Here is a 19,607-nt window from a genome sequence, read left to right on the forward strand (position 1 = left end):
ACGCGGGGCAAGCCCGCTCGCCACAAAGCCCGCTCGCCACAGAGCTGGGGGCAATCAGCCTGCGCCTTTGTCTTTTTCCTGCCCTGGCACCAAGGTCAGCCCTGGCCGCTCAACATCGCGCGAAACATGGGCCTTCACATCTTCTACGCCGCCCTCGTCATCGTTGTGAATCACCAGCACGCCCGACTTGCGAAACTGCTCGAGGTGGCCGTCGCCCAAGTTGAAACTTTCACTCAGGCTTTTATCGCTGAGCGCGTTGGCTTCGGCGCGACGCTGGGCAAACTTGCGCCCGCGGCGCTGTTGATAGCGTGCCCAACTGATCAGGATCACCGCATTGAACAAGGCGATCCACAGGTAGATCTGCAAGGTGTTGAGCGCCGCAAAAATCGGCGCCTCAATGCGCGGGCCGCCATGGGTTTCCAGCATTGCGCCGATCCCGCGTGCCAGCAGCCAGACCAGCCCGGCCCAGGCCAGCAAGGTGAGCAGCACGTCGATGATCCACATCACTGTGTTCTGGCGAGTTCTGACCAGTTTCATCGTCACGCCTCCTCTTCGCTAGGTTTAATACCGCGGTCCGGGCTGACCCAGCGCGCGCGCTTCTGGTGCTGGTTGAAGAGCACCTTGGGAAAGCTGACCAATGTGGTGAGCAAACTGACCAGCCAGAACACCATCGGGTACCACACGGTCCAGAACAGGGTTTTCCACAGGTCTTTTTCGTAGCGCCGATCAATCAGGATGCTCACCGCAAATTGCAGCAGGCACACCATCGCCAACACCAGCCCGGTAAACGCCGGCGGCACCAGCGAATCCACGGCAATCGCCTGCGGCAGCACCATGAATTTGCCCAGGCCCCAGAAGATCACCGAGAGCAGGAAAGTGAAGGCCCAACCGGTGGACAAGCAGTACTCGAACAACAGCGGCCACAGGTAACGATGGCGCCATTGCCAGATGCCACGGATGTTTTTGAACAGTACTTCGGCGCCGCCCTGGGCCCAGCGCAGGCGTTGTTTCCACAGGCCACTGACGGTTTCGGGCATCAGGATCCAGCACAGGGCACGCGGCTCGTAGAAGATGGCCCAGTGATCGAGTTGCAGCTTCCAACTGACATCGATGTCCTCGGTGATCATGTCGGTGCTCCAGTAGTCGATGCGGTCCAGCGCTTTCTTGCGAAACGCCACCACCACTCCCGACACCGTGAAGATGCGGCCGAACACCCGCTGGGTGCGCTTGATCAAGCCAATGATCGAAGAGAACTCGCCCACCTGCACCCGGCCGATCAAGGTCGAACGCGTACGAATGCGCGGGTTGCCGGTCACGGCACCGAGGCGCGGGTTATCCAGCATCGGCGCGACCATGTAGGCCGCCGCATTTTTGTCGAGCAAGGCATCGCCGTCGATGCACACCAGGTACTCACTGCGCGCGGCCACCGCGCCCATGCGCAGGGCCACGGCCTTGCCCTGGTTCTGCGCCAGGTGCAGCACGCGCAGCCGTGGGTGTTCCAGCGCCAGGGCATCAAGCACCGCGGCGGTGTTGTCTTTGGAGCCATCGTTGACGGCGATCACTTCGATGTTCGGGTACAGCTGGTCCAGCGCCGCATGAATGGTGTCGGCGGCGTTATCGCCCTCGTTGTAGCAAGGAATGATGATCGAGATCAGCGGGTTGCCGGCCAGGGTCGGTGCCGGTGTGTCTTCCTTCCACGGCCAGTGACGCTCCCAGTGCAGCCAGAAGTACAGCCCGCCGGCGATCCACAATGCCGACATGAACAGCGGGTAGAAAAACACGAAGTCCATCAGGAACTGCCCGGTGACCAGAAAGATCAGGCCAAGGGGCACACCCAACACCAGCGCCAACACGAATAAAGCCAGGATTCTGTCGAACATGGTCAAGGGTTCCATTGGTTGGACAGGGCCGGACGTACCGTCTTCAGGTCCGGCGAGTTTTCCAGGAAGTTGTCCGGGTAGTAGCCAAAACTCCTGACCCCCTGGCGTTTGAGCACACCCATCCATTCAGCCATCTGCGCGCCGTCGATATCGGGTGCGTCTTTGGTGCGCCAGTCTTTGGCTTGCAGTTCAAACACGGTGCGCTGCAAGGCATCGGGACGAGCCTTGACGGTGGCCACGAGTTTTTCCAGCCAGGCGTTGGAGTTTTTCAGCGTCTCGCCTTCCATCAGCGGCATGGCCATCGGCGCGGTCCAGTCGTAGGTCTGGAGGAAGTCATCGAGGTTCTGCGCGAACCACGCTTCGCTCGCCGGGTTGAGCATCGGCTCGGCGAAGATATTGCGCGCGGTCTGCACCTGCGGCCCACGGATGGCGCGCACTTTGGCGGCCAGCTCCTGGGTAAAGTCGATCAGGTAGCGGCTCTTGAAACGCGTCCAGCGCTGCATCACGGCAGGGTCGGCACGCAGCGCGGCAATGCTGCCCGGCAGGCCGTTGGCGGCGTAGGCCTTGAGCGCAGCGGGGCTAGCGTCTTCGAAATCAGAAAGGACTGCGTCGTCGTGGAACAGCACGCCGTCGATGGCCGTGTTGCGCGCCAGGTCCTCATAGATCTCACCGATCTGCTGGCGCACGGCCGGGTCAAACGGCGACAGGCGCTTGTACTGGTCCGGGTCGAGGCCGACCTGGCCGGTTTTCGGGTCCATTCGCGTGACACGCGGCAACGAAGGGTCGAGCGCAAAGCTCAGCACTGGCATCCACGCGTAGATCGCCACGTGGCCACGGGTGCGCAGTTGCCAGGTGACGCGGTTGAACAAGTCGCGGCGCACTGGCAGATGGCGGTTGGGGAAGTACAGCGAATGCACCAGGCCGTCACCCTTGGGGTCGGCGAAGGCTTGCAGGAACACGGTGCTGGCGCCCATGTCGACCACGCGCTGCACCAGCTGGTCGAGGTTGCGGGCCTCTTGGGCCGGGTCCGGGTCGTAGACGTTATCCAGGTCCACGTGCAGCACGCGCATCGAGGTCCGCGCCTGTGTACCGACAATCGCGTTGGCGTAGTGCTCGCCGTCCGGGTCGGAGGCCACCAGAAAACGTGGGCTGCTTTTGAGGTTGGCGAGGTCGTCGAGGCCGTCGTCCAGGGTCAGGGCCATCTGGTAGCCCTGTTCGCCGACGACCGCCAACGAGGTGCCGTCGGCGGCGCCGTAAGGCCACACCCATACACGCGGCGCCTTGCCGGTGACGGCGCGCAGTTTGTGGGTAATGGCCGTGACGTCGGCGCGCATCCGCGCCTGGAACTGCGCCTCGGTTTCATAGGTGCCAGTGGCGGCGTCATAACGCCGCGTTGCGGCGGCCGGCTCCTGGTTACCTTGCGGGTTGGCCAGAATGCCGGTGTGGCTGGCGTCAGTGTGGGCGGCGATTTCGACCAGGCCCGACTTGGAAATCTCGCGCACCTGCTCCCATGTCAGGAAGTCGGAACGCGCGCGCGGTGTGCCGGCAAAATCCACCGGTTTATTCAGCGGCGTGTCGATCCAATAGCCGACCGGGGCCAGGATTGCCGGCCAGTTATAGGCACGCAAAATCGGTAGCACGCGGGTATAGAAGCTGGAGTAGCCGTCGTCGAAGCTGAGCAGGATGGCTTTGGGCGGCAACTGCGGCCCACCGCTGCGCGCTGCCAGGATCTGATCGACACTGACCGGCTGGTAGCCGTTTTCGCGCAGCCAGGCCAGTTGGTCGACCAACCGTTCGGTGCGCACCGCCACCACCGCCTGATCGGGGTCGCGATCTTCGATGTCGTGATAGGCAATGCCCAGGAAATGGTTCTTCGGCCACGGCGCTTCACGCGCAGGTGTCGGCCGCTCGGCGGGTGGGGTATAGGGCGCAGGTTGCTGGGCGCAGGCGCCGGCCAGCAATACACCCAGGACCAATAAACAACGGCTGAGGACAGTCATGTTCAGGCTCTTTTAGAAACGGTAAGTGAGGTCGACGAGCAGGCGCAGATCGCGTTCGCGATCGCCGTCATAGGTGCGGCTGATCAGGCTCAGGTTGGCGCCGGTTTCCAGCACGTCGTTCCAGCGAAAACGTTGGCCGTAGCCGATCAGGCCGACCCCACTGGTGGAATAATCGCGCTGGCTATAGGTGCCCGCACCGACCTGGAACTGCTGACTCCACTGGGTCTCATAGCGGTGATAAAGCACGTGATTGACCGTCATGGTGGGCAACACGCTGAAGTCCGATTTCGGGTTGAAATACACCACGTCTTCCTTCGTGTTGCGGCTGGCGCCGACCTCCAGGCCCAGGTCCACTTGCACATGCGGCGAGCTGTAGATGCCCTCGCGACCGGTAAGCAGCGCTTCGAGCCGGTTGTTGCCGTCACTGAAATGCGACGGGCTCAGGGACAGCTTCCATTCGCGGCTCTCATTCTCGCGCCAGCGGACAAAGCCACTGCCGCCGTTGGCCGTGACATCGGCATTCAATGCGCGCAGCGGCGTGGTCGCCAGGAGGTAACCGAGGCTGCCGCCGTACTGCCAGTTGTCATTGATGTCGCGGGCAATCGACACGCTCGCGCCTTGCTTGGAGCCATAACCGTAGGAGTGGTTGGACACCTCGGCTTCCAGGGTCATGTCGCGGGTGCGCTGCTCGACGCCGACGCGCTGAAAACGATGCTGGCCGGTGCCTTCGGTAAAGTCTGCGGTGGCGTAACCGGCGCCGGCGAAGACGCGCCAGACTTCATCGATGGGCGGGCTGTAAAGCACGCTTTCGATGCCCCAGTCCCGGCTGCCCGCCACTGCGCCGACATCATTGTTACCACCACCGCCGTAGCTTTTGCCGGTGTAGGCTTCGACGCGCAGTTCGGCCATGTCGTGTACGTCGCGCAGGCGGCTGAGGCGCTGCACCTGGCGGCTGTCGGGGTTGCGCGCCAGCACGTCATCGGTCAGCGCGTCCATTTGCCGCCATTCCTGCAGGTCCATGGCGGTGTAGGCCTGGGACACTTCCAGGCCGATATCACGCGGGGCCTGGGTTTCAACTTCCTTGAGCGAGCCTTCGGCGCGGCGCGGCCAATCACGCGCGCGGTACATATCGGCCTGGGCCAGGCGCAGGCCGATGTTGCCAGGGGCTTTCGCCACCAGGGCTTCCAGCCCGGTTTCGCTGCCTGGCAGGTCACCGCCGTAAGTGCCTGCCTGGGCCGCCAGTTGCTGCGCGTCCATCCAGCTGTCGTTGGGGTTGCCGATGGGCAAGCCCTTGAGTTCAACGCGAGGCTTCTGGTTGGTGGCCAGGTTATTGGCGACTTCGCGCGCTTGCATCACCTTGTCGCTTTCGAGCAAGGCGTAAAACAATGCGGTGCTGTCTTCGACGTGGTCACCGGGATCGGCATCCGGTGCCGTCAGCGCCTGGCGGTACAACGGCTCGGCTTTTTCCGGCTGGCGCTGGTCGAGGTAGGACGCAGCCACCCAGCGCAAGGCGTAGGTCGGTAACTGCACGCCTTCGCCAGTGAGGGTTTCGTACTCGCGGATCACCTCTGCGGTGCGCGCGCGTGCCTTGAGGGCGCCCAGGCGGTCGATGCGCCAGCGCACCACGTCGTCATGGGCGCTCTGGTCAGGGGTCCAGCGGGCGAGCAGCGTGTCGTAGTCGCTGAGGGCGCGATCAGCGACCACATAACGTTCTTTCTCGGTGCGCGTGGCGTACTCGGCCATGCGCACACGTTCGGCGGCGAGGTCGCCTTCCAGGCGGCGCTGGGTCACAACATCGAGCACGCCTGGATGCTTGGCCGACAGGCGCAGGGCCGGCTCCGGCAAACGGGCCTTTTGCAGGGCGACGATGTATTCGCGCACCACTTCGGGTTTGTCACCCGCGCGGATAAAAGCCTGGTCGAACTCAAACAGCGCGTCGTAGTTCAAGCCCGCGCGGGTCAGCGCGTAGCCCAGGGCCATGCGGCGGTTGGGGTCATTGGGTTGCGCCGCCACCAAAGCGCGGGTGCGTTGCACCGCTTCGTTGGTTTGGCCACCGTCGGCCTGGGTCAGGGCCTGGCCCAGTTGCAGGTCGATATTATTCGGCTCACGCAGCAGCGCCTGCTGATAAACCGCCAGGGCCTGTGGCCACTGCTTTTGATTGCGATAGGTACGGGCAACCGTGGCCAGCGCCTGGGTAGTCAGGTTGCGATTCTTACCTTGCGCCTCGTACACCTTCAGCACTTCGGCGTCTTGCCCGGCCCAGCCGGCAATCACAATGTGATCGCTGATCTGGCCTGGCGTCTGGCGTTCGGCAGGTAATTGGCGCAGTTGGGTAAGGGCCGGCGTGAAGTTGCCGTTACGCGCCTGAATAATCAACGCGTCGTAGGCCGGATCGGCCAGGGCGAGGCCGGGCATCAGCAATTGACTGCACAAGGCAGCCCCGATGAGCAGTCGCAACCGGCCTGAAGCACTGATGGGTAGGTTTCGCAACATATCGTGAGCTTCCTTACACGCGGAAAGCTGTAACGATAGGTGGTCCTGAGCGGTTTGCATCAGGGTGCCGGCGTCTGATGACCCGGCCTAGCTTTCCTGTAGGAACTATCCCCTATGAATGTAGGGAAAAGTCCAATTCGGAACAATTGTTCAGAATTGTCCCGGCAACAGAAAAGCCAATGGGGGAGCAGACTTGCCTGGGCTGACCGGTCACCACCGGCCCGTATGCCGACTGTTTGACCGCTGCCCCAGGCAACCCTGCTCCCCCATTACTTATTTCTTACTGATGTAAGAAATCTTACTGCGCGCCGCTGACCGCGCCGGCTTTGGCCATCACAAACCCAATGAATTGCTCAACCGTCATCTTCTGGCCGTTGAAGGTCACTTCATTGTTGGCGTAATGCAGCTTGGAGACCACATCCGTGCCCACCAGGGTAGCCAACTGGGTGCCGACGGCCATGCCGCTGACCATCTCGGCCGCCATCTGCGATTGCTGCTCGATGGCTTTAGGGTCGGTCACGCCGCCCACTTGCGCTTGCAGTGCAGCGACGTCACCGATCATTGGCTTGGACAGGGTCAGGTTGGCATCCAGCAGCGCGATGACTTGCTTGCCCAGTTCAACCGGCGGCAGCTCCATCGAGGCCGGCTTGGTCAGGTCGACCACCAGGTTGAATTTGCTTTCGCCGTGGGTGGTTTTCAACGACAGGTTTTCCACCGCCACTTGTGGCTTGGCAGCCAGCACCTGGTTGACGTTGGCCTCGGCCAGGGTCTGCTCGGCTTCGGTCAGTTGCAGCTCAGGTACGGGCTGGCCGGCAGCGGCGGCGGCTTGCACCGGTTGCATCTTGTCTTGATAAAGCTTGGTCAGTACCAGCATGGCCGGGATGTCGACGTTTTTCATGCTCAGGGCCATGGCGGCCGAACCGACAGGCTTGCCCTGGTAACCGATCTCATCGATTTTGTAATCGACGCGGCCGGCCAGGTTGTTGTCCTTGGTCTCGCTGGTGTCTTTCTGCTCGAAGCCCTTGAGGGTCAGCACGGCTTTCTGCGGGCCGAAGGTCACTTTGGTGTCGGTCAGCTCAACGGTGTTTTGCCCGGTGTAGAAACCAAATGTGGTCTTCTCCAGGTTGCTGGCCACGGTCAGGCCGGACAGTTCGGCTTCAAAAGGCGCGCCGTTGGCATCGATCACCGCAACCTTGAGGCTGTTCATATAACCTTCAGCCTTGACCTTCTGGCCTTCGGCGGTGCCGTCGAAGTCCAGGTTGGCGCCGGAGAAGCTCACCGAGGACTTGTCGTCCTTGAGTTCCAGAGGCAGCAGTTCGACGTTGCCATCGACCGAACGGTTGTAACCGATATTGGCCACGCCTCTGAGCGGCGACACGTCTTTGCTGGCGGCGAACCATTTCTCGGTGGTGGCGTTCTTTTCCAGCTCATAGTGACTGGTGGCCATGACCGGCAGCCATTTCAGCGACACCAGACGCGAAAACGGCAGCGGGCCGTGTTCGATGTGGTCGACAAACAGCAGCTCAGGGTTCGGGTTTTCTTCGCCGAATACGCTGCTTTGACCCTTGAGGCGGTAGTGGGCGGTGCTGCTGAACAGGCCACGGTCCAGGGACACCAGCTCCAGGTTCACGCTGCCGTCAACGCCGGCCATGGAGGTCTGCAGTTCTTTGTTGGCGTTCTGGATCGCGGTCTGCAGCACCGGCTCCAGTTGCTTACCGGTGTACCAGGCGCCGCCTGCACTGACGACGCCGACGGCGACAACGAAACCCAAAAGAACAACTGCTGGCTTATTCATGAAGTGACCTGATCAAATCCTGTGAGAAGTGGGCTGTCTTCCTTGAACCCCCAAGAGGGGTTGGCTCAAACCCGCCGAAAACGGGGGAAGATTAGCACTGGCGGCCGCGAACGGCCCAGCTTTTCAGAGGGGTCAGGTCAACCGTTGGTTCACGAGTACTCCAATTCAATCTCATCGAGTTGATGATCAAAACTCTTCAAACGGGCGGTCCAGGTGTACACCAACACCTCGAATTCGCGGTGTATGACAGCGTTTCCCGGGGTGTCGGCCTTGGGGTTACAGAAGTCCAGTTGGTAGCGCTCGCGTGCCATGGCGTTGGCCACGTCGGACAATTCCCGTGCGTTATTCAGCCAATGCCTACCGTCGGCTACCTGCTGGTCGAGCAGCACACACTGTTTTTTCAGGGCTTCGAGGCTTTTTTCCAGCGGGGTGCCGGTGAGTTCGCCCATGACTTCCTGGAAGGTCCGCCCAGGCTGCCAGTAGCTGCCCCAGAAATAGCGGTCGAACACGGTTTCGACGCGGCGCAAGGCAACTTTGGTGTCCCAGATCGCCACGCGGGTCTTGCCTTGTTCGAGCAGTTTTTTCTTCACCCGTTGATTTTGATACGACGCCCACGCCACCACGCCAATGGACAACGTGCCAATCACCAGGCACGCGCTGTCGAGAAACACCATGGCCTTGTCGATTTGATGGGCAAGCATGACGCCGTAGAAATAGGCAGCCGATAACAACACCAGTGCGAAGCACACGCACCAGAAAGCGGGAGCATAAGGGTTTTTCATTATTGGAATCCCCATGAGCAAACGCGAGCAGTGTCAGGTGAGCCGCCACCGCGACTCACTGACAAAGCATAGCTTTTAGCTCAGGGTTTGCTGGCCTGTGACGCTTGCGTTCGTCCGCTTTCCCAACCACCGCCCAAGGCCAGGAACAGATCGATCTGGCTCATGGCAACCTGGGTGTTCGCCGCCGCCAGCTGCGCGCGCACATCGGTGTAGGTGCGCGTGGCTTGCAGGTCGGCCAGGAACGAGGCGCGCCCGGCCTGGAAGAAGCGGTGCGTCTGCTCCGACGCCTCCTTGGCAGACTGGCCGGCATCGGCCAACGCGTCGCGGCGTTGCAACTGCGCGGTGTATTGCGCAAGGCCGGTCTGGGTTTCGCGGATGGCATTGAGCACCACGCCGTCGAAGTGCGCCAGGGCGCCCTGGGTTGCGGCTTCGGCTTCATGAATGCGCGCACGCGCGCCGTTGGTCGGCACCGACCAACTGATCAACGGGCCAAAGCCCCAGCGGTTGGTGGCCGGCGTGCCCAAGTCATCGAGCAGACCCACTGTGCCCACGGTGGCGCCGATACTGATGTCCGGGTACAACGCGCCGGTGGCCACGCCGATACGCGCGGTGGCGGCGGCCAGTTGGCGCTCAGCCTGGCGCACATCGGGGCGACGTTTGAGCAGGGTCGCGCCGTCGCCCACCGGCAGCAACTGGGCGATGTGCGGCAGCTCGGCGCAGGTGCCGGTGCCCGCTGGCAGTTGGTCTACCGGCTTGGCCAGCAGCATCGACAACCGGAACAAGCCCGCCTGGCGCAATGCTTCGTAGCGCGGCATGTCGGCGCGCAACGATTTGTATTGGGTTTGCGAACGCGTCACCTGGGTTTCATCACCGCGCCCGGCGTCGCGCAGGCGCTGGGTCAGTTTGGTGCTCTGGGCCTGCAGGTCGAGGGACTCGTTGGCGATCGCCAGTTCTTCGTTGGCCGCGCACACCTGGGTGTAGGAGCGCACCACATCCGCTACCAGCGTGATGCGCGCGATGTCAGCGGCGGCCTGGGCGGCGTCAGTGGTGGCCTGGGCGCTTTCGATGCCGCGCTGCAGGGTGCCGAACAGGTCGAACTGGTAAGAGGTGCTGATGCTGGCGCTGCCGATGTTGCCAACCGGGACTTTTTCAGTCAGCAAAAACGCTTCACCTGATTCCTGCAAGCGTTGGGCCTCAGCCTTGGCGCCGGCACTCCAGCCGCCTGCCGATTCAGCCTCCTGGGTCTGGAAACGCGCGCGTTGCAGGTTGGCGGCAGCCACCCGCAGGTCGGTGTTGGAGGCCATGGCCTGACGCACCAGCTCATCCAGGCGTGGGTCTTTGTAGAGCTTCCACCAGTCCGCCGGCACCGGCGCCGACACCACGTTGTGGCCCTCGCCCGCGATCTGCCCTTGCAGGTCGCCACGGTTGATAGCGGCCTTGTCCGGCAATTGGTAATCCGGGCCTACCACCTGGCAGGCCGACAGCAGCAAACCCAAGCCAGCCGTGGCCAGCAACGCCGCCGGTTTCATGGTGTTTCTCCCTGCTGCGCGTTGTCTTTGGCGGCGGTCTTGTCATCGATGATCGACACCGTGGCTGTGCGCCCGGCGATCATGCGAAAGTCCGCCGGCACGTCATCAAAGGCAATGCGCACCGGAATCCGCTGGGCCAGGCGCACCCAGCTGAACGCCGGGTTGACGTTGGGCAGCAGGTTGGAGCCACTGGTGCGGTCACGGTCTTCGATACCGGCAACGATGCTTTGCACATGGCCACGCAAGCGCGCGTTGTCGCCGATCACACGAATATCCACGGCCATGCCGACGTGAATGCCGTCGAGCTTGGTCTCTTCAAAGTAACCGTCGATGTGGAAGGAGTTGCTGTCGACCACCGACAGCACCGGGCGCCCGGCGGTGACGAACTCCTGATTGCGCGGCGCACGGTCGTTGACGTAGCCGTCCACGGGGCTGCGGATCACCGAGCGGTCGAGGTTGAGCTGGGCGGCGTCCACCGTCACCTGCGCCTCGGCCAGGGCCGATTGGGCGCGGGCCACGCGGGACTGGCTTTCTTCCAGTTGCTCACTTGGCACCAGGTTGCCCAGACCGCGGTTACGCTTGTACTCGCGGTTGGCCTGGGCCAGGGTTTCCTGGCGGTCGGCCACGGCGGCCTGGGCCTGGCGCAGGGCCAGCTTGAAGCGGTCCTGGTCCACGGCAAACAGCACCTGGCCCTTGGTCACCAACTGGTTGTCGCGCACGTCGACTTGCTGGATCAACCCGGACACGTCCGGGGCGATCTGCACGATGTCGGCACGGATATGCCCGTCACGGGTCCAGGGCGCAAACATGTAGTACATGACCATGCGCCACACAACGACGACAGCGAAGGTCACTATCAATAACGTCAGGACAACACGGCCGATGGTCAAAAAAGGTTTTTTCATGTCATCAGATATCGACTGAGTGAGTCCACCGCGCCCAGCAACAGCGCGTAGAGCCCCACATTGAACAATGCCCGGTGCCAGACCAGGCGATAGAAGTGAATGCGCGTCAACAGCCCGTGCACCACCAGAAACAACACGTACGTAATGCCCATCAGCACCAGCAGCGTGGGCAGGAACACCCCGCTGATATCCAGATCACCGATCATAAAGGCGCTCCATCAGGCAGCGGCGCTTCCATTTCGGTGCCGCCAATAAATTCCACGCCAGGCAGCAACGACAGGCGCAAGCCGGCCAGTGCGTGCAGCAGATGCAGGCGGGTGTCGTCTTCGTCTTGCAGGCCTTGCCCGTTGAGGGCGCGGCGCGTGCGGTCCAGGGTCATCAGCAGACCGCTCGGCGCGGGCAAGCGTTCACCCGCCTTCAGGCAGGCCTTGAAGTAACCGCCCACACCTTCCACCACCTGGTTGAGCAATACCCGAGGCACGCCGTAGATACGCGGCGAGTAGGCCAGCAGGTCGAGCAGGTTCAGCGCCACACGCAAATCGCGCAGGGCGATGCCGGTGTCCTGGCCGGTGAGGGCCAGGCGCGGCAGGTGCTGCATCAGGCGGTCGAGCATTTGCGCGGCCATGTGCCGGTGTTCGGCGAGGGTCGCAGGTTCGGTCAGGGTGACGATGTCGCGCCAACTGAAACGGGTCAGGCGCTTGGCCGCCAGTTCGGCGCCGAACGGCCGCGCAATCAACGTCCACACAAAGGCAAACAACAAACCCACGGGGCCGGCCAGGTTAACGTTGGCGAAGTTCAGGAAGTCTGCGTCATAGGCGCCCTGAATGCTGATGAACGAGGAGGTATTGACCAGCGTCAGCAGCATGCCGAGGTAGAAACGCGGCTGCACGGTGAGCGTGCCGATGCAAATAAACGGCACGGCAAACGCCAGCACCAGCATCGGAAAATCATGCAGGTTAGGCAGCACCAGAAACAGATAAAGACTGGCGAACAGCACCGACATTGCGGTCCAGAAAAAGAACCGGTAGATCTGCGGCGCCGGGTCGTCCATCGAGGCAAAAAAACTGCAGGCCACGGCGGCCAGGATCACCGCGCTGCCGCCGTCGGTCCAGCCCAGCAAAATCCACAGCACTGAGGCGACGATGATCGCGGTAACGGTGGAAAACGCCGAATAGAACATCAAGCCCCGGTCGAGAAATGGCGTCAGCCGGCCCAGGCGCCAGTGGCGGTACACCGCGCGCCAGGTGTCCTGGCTTTCGCACTGGATGGCGGCCTGCAGGCTGCGACAGTCTTGCCACAGATCGATCCACTCGCCGAGGCGATACAGCGCGTTGGAGTACAGCAACGTGTGGCGATCATCCAGCGCTTCGCCTTGGGGCTGCAGGGCATCGACCTGATCACGCAGCACGCGCCAGCTTTCCAGCGGGGCGGTTTCAACGGTGCTTTCCAGCCACTGCCGGCTTGCCTCCAGCACCGGCGTGAGTCGGTCGAGAAACTCCGGCGCGCGGTGTTCGACGGCGTACAGTGCGTCGTCGAGCGCATCCACCACGGGCAGCAAGTGAATCATGCGCCCGCGCAGTTCCTTGGTGTTGCGCACGGTCTGCGGCCGCGCGCCTTCGTGGGGCAACTGGCCGATCATCAATTCCAGGGTGTTGAAGGTGGCGACCATGCCGCCGCGCAAGGTGCTGACCTCTTCCGGCTGCACGTTGCGCGTCAAAAACCGCAGGCTGTAGACCTGGGCATCGGCAAACCATTTGGTCACCGAGCCATCGAACACCGGCATCAGGCGGCGCGGCCAGAACATCGCGCCCACCACCGCCGCCACGGCGATACCGAGAAAGATCTCCTCGGTGCGCGCCTCGGCCACATCCCACACCGCCAGCGGGTTATCCACCACCGGCAACGCGATCAGCGGCAAGGTGTAGCCGGCCAGCATCAGCGCGTAGTTATTCGCGGTGCGCAGGTGCATGGACAGGAACAGCAAAATGCCCGTCCACAACGCAATCACCACCACCAGCACGTACGGCGCCTGCACAAACATCGGCACAAACACCACCGCCGCCGCTGCACCCATGAAGGTGCCGATGGCGCGGTACAGCGCCTTGGAACTGGTAGGACCGACAAACGGGCTCGAGACGATATACACCGTGGCCATCGCCCAGTACGGACGTGGCATTTGCATGAGCATGGCGATGTACAACGCGATCATTGACGCTGCGAACGTACGTACCCCGTAGAACCAATCGCGGGCTGGCGGAAAACCGGTAAAAAATCCGTTCAAGGCGATGCAACCCCAGCCGCTTCGAACGCCCGCAGCACGCGCAGGGCGGCTTCAAGGTCGCTGTGGGCAATGTCCGCCAGCACTTCCTGACGCAGGCGCACCAGCTGCGCTTCCACCGCTTGCACCAGCTCGCGGCCGCGCTCGGTGAGGCTCAAGGCCTTGGCGCGACGGTCATGCACGTCTTCGGTCCGGCACACGTAGCCGCCGCTGCACAGCTGGTCGAGCAGGCGCACCAGCGAGGGGCTTTCCATGCCGGAGGCCTGGGCGACTTTTACTTGGTGCACACCGTCGCCCAAGCGGCCGATCATCAACAAGGGCACGGCGCAGGCTTCGGAAATACCGTAGCTCACCAGCGTGGTCTGGCAGATTTTGCGCCAATTGCGGGCGCCCACCACCATGCTGCTGCTGAGGTTCATCTGGAGTTGTTCGAGGGTATGAGGCACTGGATTGTTCGCATACAGTTAGTTTGCTAACTATCAATATGGTGGATGCATCCAAAGCAGTCAAGTTTTGAAACAAATTTTTGATGGGTGGCGCGGGGTGCTGTGGGTAAGTAAAGCGGGTTTGAGTGAGTGTGCTGGTTTTTCCACTTTGGCTCCCACGTTGGGTCAGCGTTGGCGTCGCACCTGAAGGTCATCGGTACAAGCCGTCGGCAAAATCCCAACGCCGCTGAGGCCGATATTTTTACCCCTCACGCCCCGTGCGCAACAACACACTCAGCTGCTCCACCACTTCCGCCCAATCGGCATCCTCCAAAATCTCTTCGCGCAAAAACGCTCGCTGACTGGCCGTCCAGAAAAACGCATCCGCCAGATGCAGCTCAGGCTTGAGCGGTGAATGAACGGTCACAAACTGCTCGATACTCACCGGGTCATCCGGCAGCCCCAGCTGTTTGAACAGTGACGGCAAGCTGTGCACTGGCGATTCCATGGCAGGCTCCTATGAAGAGGGTTTCTGTGAGTCTAGTCCAGGCGCCAGCCAGGCCAACAACCGCGTGACGCACCGCTGTGCCATCAACGAAGTCGTAAACCCGCTGAGTGTTTTCGAAGGGGTTGGCCCGGGACAGGCGTTCCGGGCATGTACTTAATACCGATGCTTGATTAACGGCAACCCTCGGGCTGCGAGGGCTCTGGCCCGCGACACAGCACAAACAAGCGCGCCCGTGCCCCGCCGCCGTCCTGCTGCAAAAGCTGGCGCCAGTCGGCAGGAATCGGCGCGAACTCATCCGGCATTTCCGTGCTGCTGATCAGCCACACACGGTGCGTATCGGCCGGTAATGCCGACAAACGGTCCAGGTAAATACGCCCGCCGTCCTGATCCACCAACGTGCCGAAACCGTAGGCGTTCGGCCGGGTCGGCGTGCCGTCGGGTTTGGGGGGCGTGTAGAGCTGCAATTGGGCGTCGGTTTCGTCGTAATACACGTAGGGCAAGTACCACAGCATATCGCTGAGGACGATGCGGTCGTCTTCCTGATAGTTGCGGTTAACGAACTCCACCGGCACGTTGAATTGATCATGCGCATCCACGGTGGCGTTGTTCTTCAACCCCAGCAGTTCCACACCCACGAACAACACAAACAACGCCGCGCCCAACCATGCCAGGCGTTTGGGCAGGCGGTCGATGGCCAGGGCCATCAGGATCGGCAACCCGAGTGCGTAGACCGTGAGGTAGCGCTCGATAAATACCGGGGAAATGAAAGAGACGCCGTACACCAGCAACAGCGGCAGCAGAAAAAACAGCGCCAGCAGGCATGCCGGGCGATACCGCTCACGATCACGCCAAGCCGCGATGCCCACGACGGCGATCAACAGCAGCGGGAACAGCCAGAACAGCGGCGGCCAAAAGCCGATGCCTTCATCCTGAAGCATGAACTGCCAGACCATCGACGGCACGGAAATCAGCGAAACCGGGTCTTCCCAGCCAATATCACCGCCAACCTTGAGCTGTTCAATGTGCTGCGTCAGGTCCAGCAGGTTCGGCAGCCACGGCAGGTACAACACCACAATGAGCGCATTGGCGCACCACCACGACGGGCGAATGATCAAGCGTTGGCCGGGCGCCTGTGAGCGGCACAACACGCCCAGGTATGCCCAGTGCACCAACACGCACAGCGCGGTGAAATAGTGGGTGTAGAACCCGGCCGCCATCAGCACTACATAGACGGCCAGGTAACGCGTGCGCTCGGGCTGTCGCGTCCAGTACACCAGCGCCAGCGTGGCGCCCAGCAACCACACGGCCAGCAGTGAGTACATGCGCACTTCCTGGCTGTAACGCACCGCCGTCGGAAACAACGCCAGCAGCACACCGGCCAGCACCGCCGCACGACGCGTGGACAGCTGTCGCGTGAGCCAGATGCCCAGCCCCACCGCCGCTGCGCCGGGCAGAGCACTCATGCCGCGAATCGACCAGATACCATCGCCAAACAGCTCGATCCAACCGCGCAGCATGAAGAAGTACAGCGGCGGGTGCACATCATGGGCGGCGTGAAACCACAGGTCCTCCATGGCGTATTCGCTGAGCAGCAGGCTCGACGCTTCGTCGCCCCAGATCGCCGAAGCGGTCAGGCCATAGAAACGCACGGCCATGGCCAGCGCCAGAATCGGCACCCACCACAACCGGCTGAGCCAACCGGCGCCTTCCCAGGCGCCCGAGAGGCGATTGACCGCGTGAAATGCCCCAACTTTGTCGTCTTGCTCTACCACAGACCGTCGCACCTCAATTCCCCTGATACTGCCCGTTTCCGGGAAAAACCTGCACATGCGCAAACAAGCGCCACTCTAGGACAAAAGCCCCGTTTTCGCTCGCTGTTTTACAACCGTTGGGCGGCACGCTGCAGCACTTGACTGGTACCTGATGGACCTGCGACTGCACCTGGGTTTCGCTGAGCATTGCCACGGCCAAAAATCGGACAAATCAGCAATTTGTGTAGGCCTTCACCGAAGCGGCTGTCGGATCAAGCTATGATTAGCACCCTCCAAGGACTCAGGATCAAGGACACGTCATGCGCATCGGTTTTTTGTCACCCCTGGCACTGGCCCTGCTTGCCGGCATTTCCCTACCGGCCCAGGCCAGTTCGGACGACTCGTGTTACCCCGACTGGCGGGTGTCGCGTGACACGCTGGACCCCTGCAACAATCTGCCATTCCTGAGCCCTGGCAATGACAGCCGGGCCAACCTGCGCTTGTTGCTGGCCGACAAGAAAGCCGCGCCGCTGACGCCCAATGCCTTGAGCGAAGATGACCTGGCAGAGGGTTTTGGCCCGGTGCCGTTCCCGGTGTATCGCCTAGTGCCGCGTGGCGAAGCCGAGCCCGCCAGCACGCCCGACACCCCCAAAACCTCGCCGCTCGATGCACTGCTTGAACCGCTGGGCATCAAGCGCGACGACGTTAAAGCTGCTGGCGATGCGTTCCTCAATGGCGAGGGCAGCCGCTGCCGCAGCAACGACGACAACAGCGCCGCCGCGTTTATCAGCCAGGTGGTCAAAGCCGACATGCCGGCCGCCGAACGCAATCTGCTGGTGAAGGCGCGCCTGCAATTGCTCACCACCTGTGAATGGACAGGCCCGGTGGTGGAGCCGTCGCAAGATATCCAGTCGACCGAAGGTCAGTTGTTTCGCACGTACCTGCAAGCCGCCGCCGATTTCTACGCAGGTCGTTTCACCGACTCCGGGCCTGGCTTCGTCGCCACCCAGAACGCCGCTTCGCCCTGGCTGAAAGAAACCGCGCTGTACATGACCGCGCGCAACGCACTCAACCAGGCCCAGGCCAACACCTATGACGAAGACGGCGTGCCGCACCTTGACCGTGTGGATAAACCCGCGCTTGCCGAGGCCGAAAAGGGTTTCGACGCTTATCTGAAAACTTATCCACAGGGCGAGTACAGCGCCTCCGCGCGCGGCTTGCTGCGCCGGGTGTACTGGCTGGCGGACGACAACGAAAAACTCGCCGAGGCCTTTGCCTGGCAACTGACTCAGGCTACCGACGAGCAGCGCAATGTGTCGGTGGATGAATTGGTCGAAGAGGCCGACCTCAAGCTGTTGATGGTCAATAGCGACACGGTCAAGACGCCGATGATCCAACTCGTCAGCGACCTGATGGTCATGCGTGGCGGCAACCAGCCGGCCCTCAGCCGCGCAGACCTTGAGAAGCAAAAAGCAGCGTTTGCCGATGAACCGGCGTTTTACGACTACTTGTTAGCCGTGAGCGCGCTGTACGTCGAGCATCAACCGGATGCCGCCTTGAAGCAGTTGCCGCACAGCGTGCCGTCGAGCCTGAACTACTTCGCCTTCAGCCAACAAACCCTGCGCGCCCTGGCCCTGGAGGCCAAGCAAGACTGGAAAGGCGCACAGGACCTGTGGCTGCAACTGCTGCCGCTGGCCAACTTGCCGCTGCAACGCGACCAGTTGGAGTTGGCCCTGGCACTCAACTATGAACGCAGCGGCCAGCTGGCCAAGGTGTTCGCCGCCGATTCGCCGATCAGCGCCAAGCAAGTGCGTTATATCCTGCTGCGCAACGTCGCCGGGCCTGACTTGCTGCGCCAGCAGATCGCCAAGGCCGACGATCCGGTCGAGCGCCAGACCGCGCAATTCGTGCTGCTTTATAAAGACTTGCTGCGCGGCCAGTTCGCCACCTTCGCCGACGACCTCAAGCAACTGCCAACGCCGGCCCCTGAAGACAAGCTGGGCACCAGCCTGGGCTATGTCTACAGCGGCGGCCAGAGCTTGAAACTGTTCCAGTGGAACGGTGAAAAAGCCGAGTCCGGCTACAGCTGCCCGGCCATCGCGCAAACCGCCGCCACCTTGCAAACCGACGCGAAAAACCCGCAAGCCCTGAACTGCTTCGGTGAGTTCATCTTGCGCAATAACCTCGACGGCATGCCTCTGGAGCAGACACGCGCCGCCGGCAGCCTGGGCAGCACCGCGTCGCAATTCCCAGGTGAAACCTTTTCGCGGCTCAACGGCTACAAGCAGGTGATCGCCAACGCCAAGGCGCCGAAGAACGACAAAGCCTACGCACTGTTCCGTGCCATCAACTGCTATGCACCGGCCGGCTACAACAGCTGCGGCGGCGATGACGTTGAACCGGCCGTGCGCAAGGCCTGGTTCCGCCAGCTCAAAAGCGGCTTCGCCGACACCCAGTGGGGCAAATCGCTGCAGTACTACTGGTGAAGCACCTGTGGCTCGGCTTGCTCCTGCTGGCAAGCCCGGCCTTTGGCGCCGTGGATGCTCGCGACTACGACGCCTTCTGGTTGTGGAGTGGCGTCACTCCGCAACCGGTGCTTAAACAGGCCAACACCCTGTACATCCTGCAAGGCCAGATCAATTCCACCCGCCGCGCCCCCGAGCGCGGCGTGCAACTGATCGCCCAGGGCCTGGGCATACCACGCCTCACCCGGGGCGAAGTCTGGGTGGTCTACCGCGCCCACACCTTGCACTGGCCAGAACAGGTCTACACCCAACTGCTCGGCCAGGTGCAACGCTGGCGCGACGCGGGCAACCCGGTGGTCGGCATTCAGATCGACTTCGACGCCCGCACTCAATACCTGAACGAATACGCCGACTTCCTGCGCGACCTGCGCCACCGCCTGCCCGCCGACTTGAAGCTGAGCATCACCGGGCTGATGGACTGGAGCAGCAACGCCGACCCAAGCGCCATCGCCCAGCTCAAAGGCGTGGTGGATGAAGTGGTGGTGCAGACGTATCAAGGGCGCCACAGCATCCCGGATTACGCCGCGTATTTACCGCGCATGAACCGGCTGGGGCTGCCATTCAAGGTGGGATTGATTCAGGGTGGGGTGTGGGAGGCGCCGGGGTATTTGAAGGGGAATGAGTGGTTTCGCGGGTATGTAGTTTTTCTGCAGAATCCGTGACCCACGCACGGATTCCATGTGGGAGCGGGCTTGCTCGCGAAGGCGATGGCTGACGCAACAACGATGCCCCCCTC

General features: G+C 62.2%; 15 protein-coding genes. 2 read left to right on the forward strand and 13 right to left on the reverse strand.

From position 1 onward, the window contains the following. Positions 1–54 precede the first annotated feature (54 nt). The 13 genes from pgaD to AC19YS_RS06105 form a co-directional block, all read right to left on the reverse strand. Positions 55–537, reverse strand: coding sequence for a poly-beta-1,6-N-acetyl-D-glucosamine biosynthesis protein PgaD (pgaD, locus tag AC19YS_RS06045; protein WP_106577326.1), 483 nt, complete (start codon positions 535–537; stop codon positions 55–57). A 2-nt stretch (positions 538–539) separates the two neighbouring features. Next, positions 540–1,880 (reverse strand): poly-beta-1,6-N-acetyl-D-glucosamine synthase, encoded by a 1,341-nt coding sequence (gene pgaC / locus AC19YS_RS06050; protein WP_106577325.1) that lies wholly within the window; start codon positions 1,878–1,880, stop codon positions 540–542. Positions 1,881–1,882: 2 nt separating this feature from the next. Further along, positions 1,883–3,880: a poly-beta-1,6-N-acetyl-D-glucosamine N-deacetylase PgaB gene (pgaB, locus tag AC19YS_RS06055; protein ID WP_500601194.1), complete on the reverse strand. Its 1,998-nt coding sequence runs from the start codon at positions 3,878–3,880 to the stop codon at positions 1,883–1,885. A gap of 12 nt (positions 3,881–3,892) precedes the next feature. Next, positions 3,893–6,373, reverse strand: a complete 2,481-nt coding sequence (gene pgaA, locus AC19YS_RS06060) for a poly-beta-1,6 N-acetyl-D-glucosamine export porin PgaA (protein ID WP_500601195.1) — start codon at positions 6,371–6,373, stop codon at positions 3,893–3,895. Positions 6,374–6,671: 298 nt separating this feature from the next. Continuing rightward, complete coding sequence (locus AC19YS_RS06065) at positions 6,672–8,168, reverse strand: YdgA family protein (RefSeq protein ID WP_500601197.1); 1,497 nt, start codon at positions 8,166–8,168, stop codon at positions 6,672–6,674. Between the two features lie 149 nt (positions 8,169–8,317). Continuing rightward, positions 8,318–8,950 (reverse strand): NADH:ubiquinone oxidoreductase subunit N, encoded by a 633-nt coding sequence (locus AC19YS_RS06070; protein ID WP_119738334.1) that lies wholly within the window; start codon positions 8,948–8,950, stop codon positions 8,318–8,320. An 80-nt stretch (positions 8,951–9,030) separates the two neighbouring features. Further along, positions 9,031–10,479, reverse strand: coding sequence for an efflux transporter outer membrane subunit (locus AC19YS_RS06075; RefSeq protein ID WP_169367941.1), 1,449 nt, complete (start codon positions 10,477–10,479; stop codon positions 9,031–9,033). Beyond that, positions 10,476–11,384, reverse strand: a complete 909-nt coding sequence (locus AC19YS_RS06080; protein ID WP_119738338.1) for an efflux RND transporter periplasmic adaptor subunit — start codon at positions 11,382–11,384, stop codon at positions 10,476–10,478. Before AC19YS_RS06080 ends, AC19YS_RS06075 begins: the two co-directional genes overlap by 4 nt. Next, positions 11,381–11,590, reverse strand: a complete 210-nt coding sequence (locus tag AC19YS_RS06085; protein ID WP_016969155.1) for a DUF1656 domain-containing protein — start codon at positions 11,588–11,590, stop codon at positions 11,381–11,383. Before AC19YS_RS06085 ends, AC19YS_RS06080 begins: the two co-directional genes overlap by 4 nt. Then, on the reverse strand, positions 11,587–13,665 hold the full coding sequence (locus AC19YS_RS06090) for an FUSC family protein (protein ID WP_106577318.1): 2,079 nt from the start codon (positions 13,663–13,665) through the stop codon (positions 11,587–11,589). Before AC19YS_RS06090 ends, AC19YS_RS06085 begins: the two co-directional genes overlap by 4 nt. Beyond that, positions 13,662–14,081, reverse strand: coding sequence for a MarR family winged helix-turn-helix transcriptional regulator (locus AC19YS_RS06095; RefSeq protein WP_119738340.1), 420 nt, complete (start codon positions 14,079–14,081; stop codon positions 13,662–13,664). Before AC19YS_RS06095 ends, AC19YS_RS06090 begins: the two co-directional genes overlap by 4 nt. Positions 14,082–14,349: 268 nt before the next feature. Next, positions 14,350–14,595, reverse strand: coding sequence for a DUF2789 domain-containing protein (locus AC19YS_RS06100; RefSeq protein ID WP_500601199.1), 246 nt, complete (start codon positions 14,593–14,595; stop codon positions 14,350–14,352). 170 nt (positions 14,596–14,765) lie between these two features. Continuing rightward, positions 14,766–16,379 (reverse strand): glycosyltransferase family 39 protein, encoded by a 1,614-nt coding sequence (locus AC19YS_RS06105; protein WP_500601200.1) that lies wholly within the window; start codon positions 16,377–16,379, stop codon positions 14,766–14,768. Between the two features lie 287 nt (positions 16,380–16,666). On the opposite strand from AC19YS_RS06105, the gene AC19YS_RS06110 reads away from it, so the two are divergent. Beyond that, positions 16,667–18,832 (forward strand): PA5441 family protein, encoded by a 2,166-nt coding sequence (locus AC19YS_RS06110; protein ID WP_500601201.1) that lies wholly within the window; start codon positions 16,667–16,669, stop codon positions 18,830–18,832. Next, complete coding sequence (locus tag AC19YS_RS06115; RefSeq protein ID WP_500601202.1) at positions 18,829–19,533, forward strand: DUF3142 domain-containing protein; 705 nt, start codon at positions 18,829–18,831, stop codon at positions 19,531–19,533. The genes AC19YS_RS06110 and AC19YS_RS06115 overlap by 4 nt, the downstream gene beginning before the upstream one ends. The last annotated feature ends 74 nt before the right edge of the window (positions 19,534–19,607 follow it).

The sequence above is a fragment of the Pseudomonas sp. MF08831 genome (genome assembly GCF_059862645.1).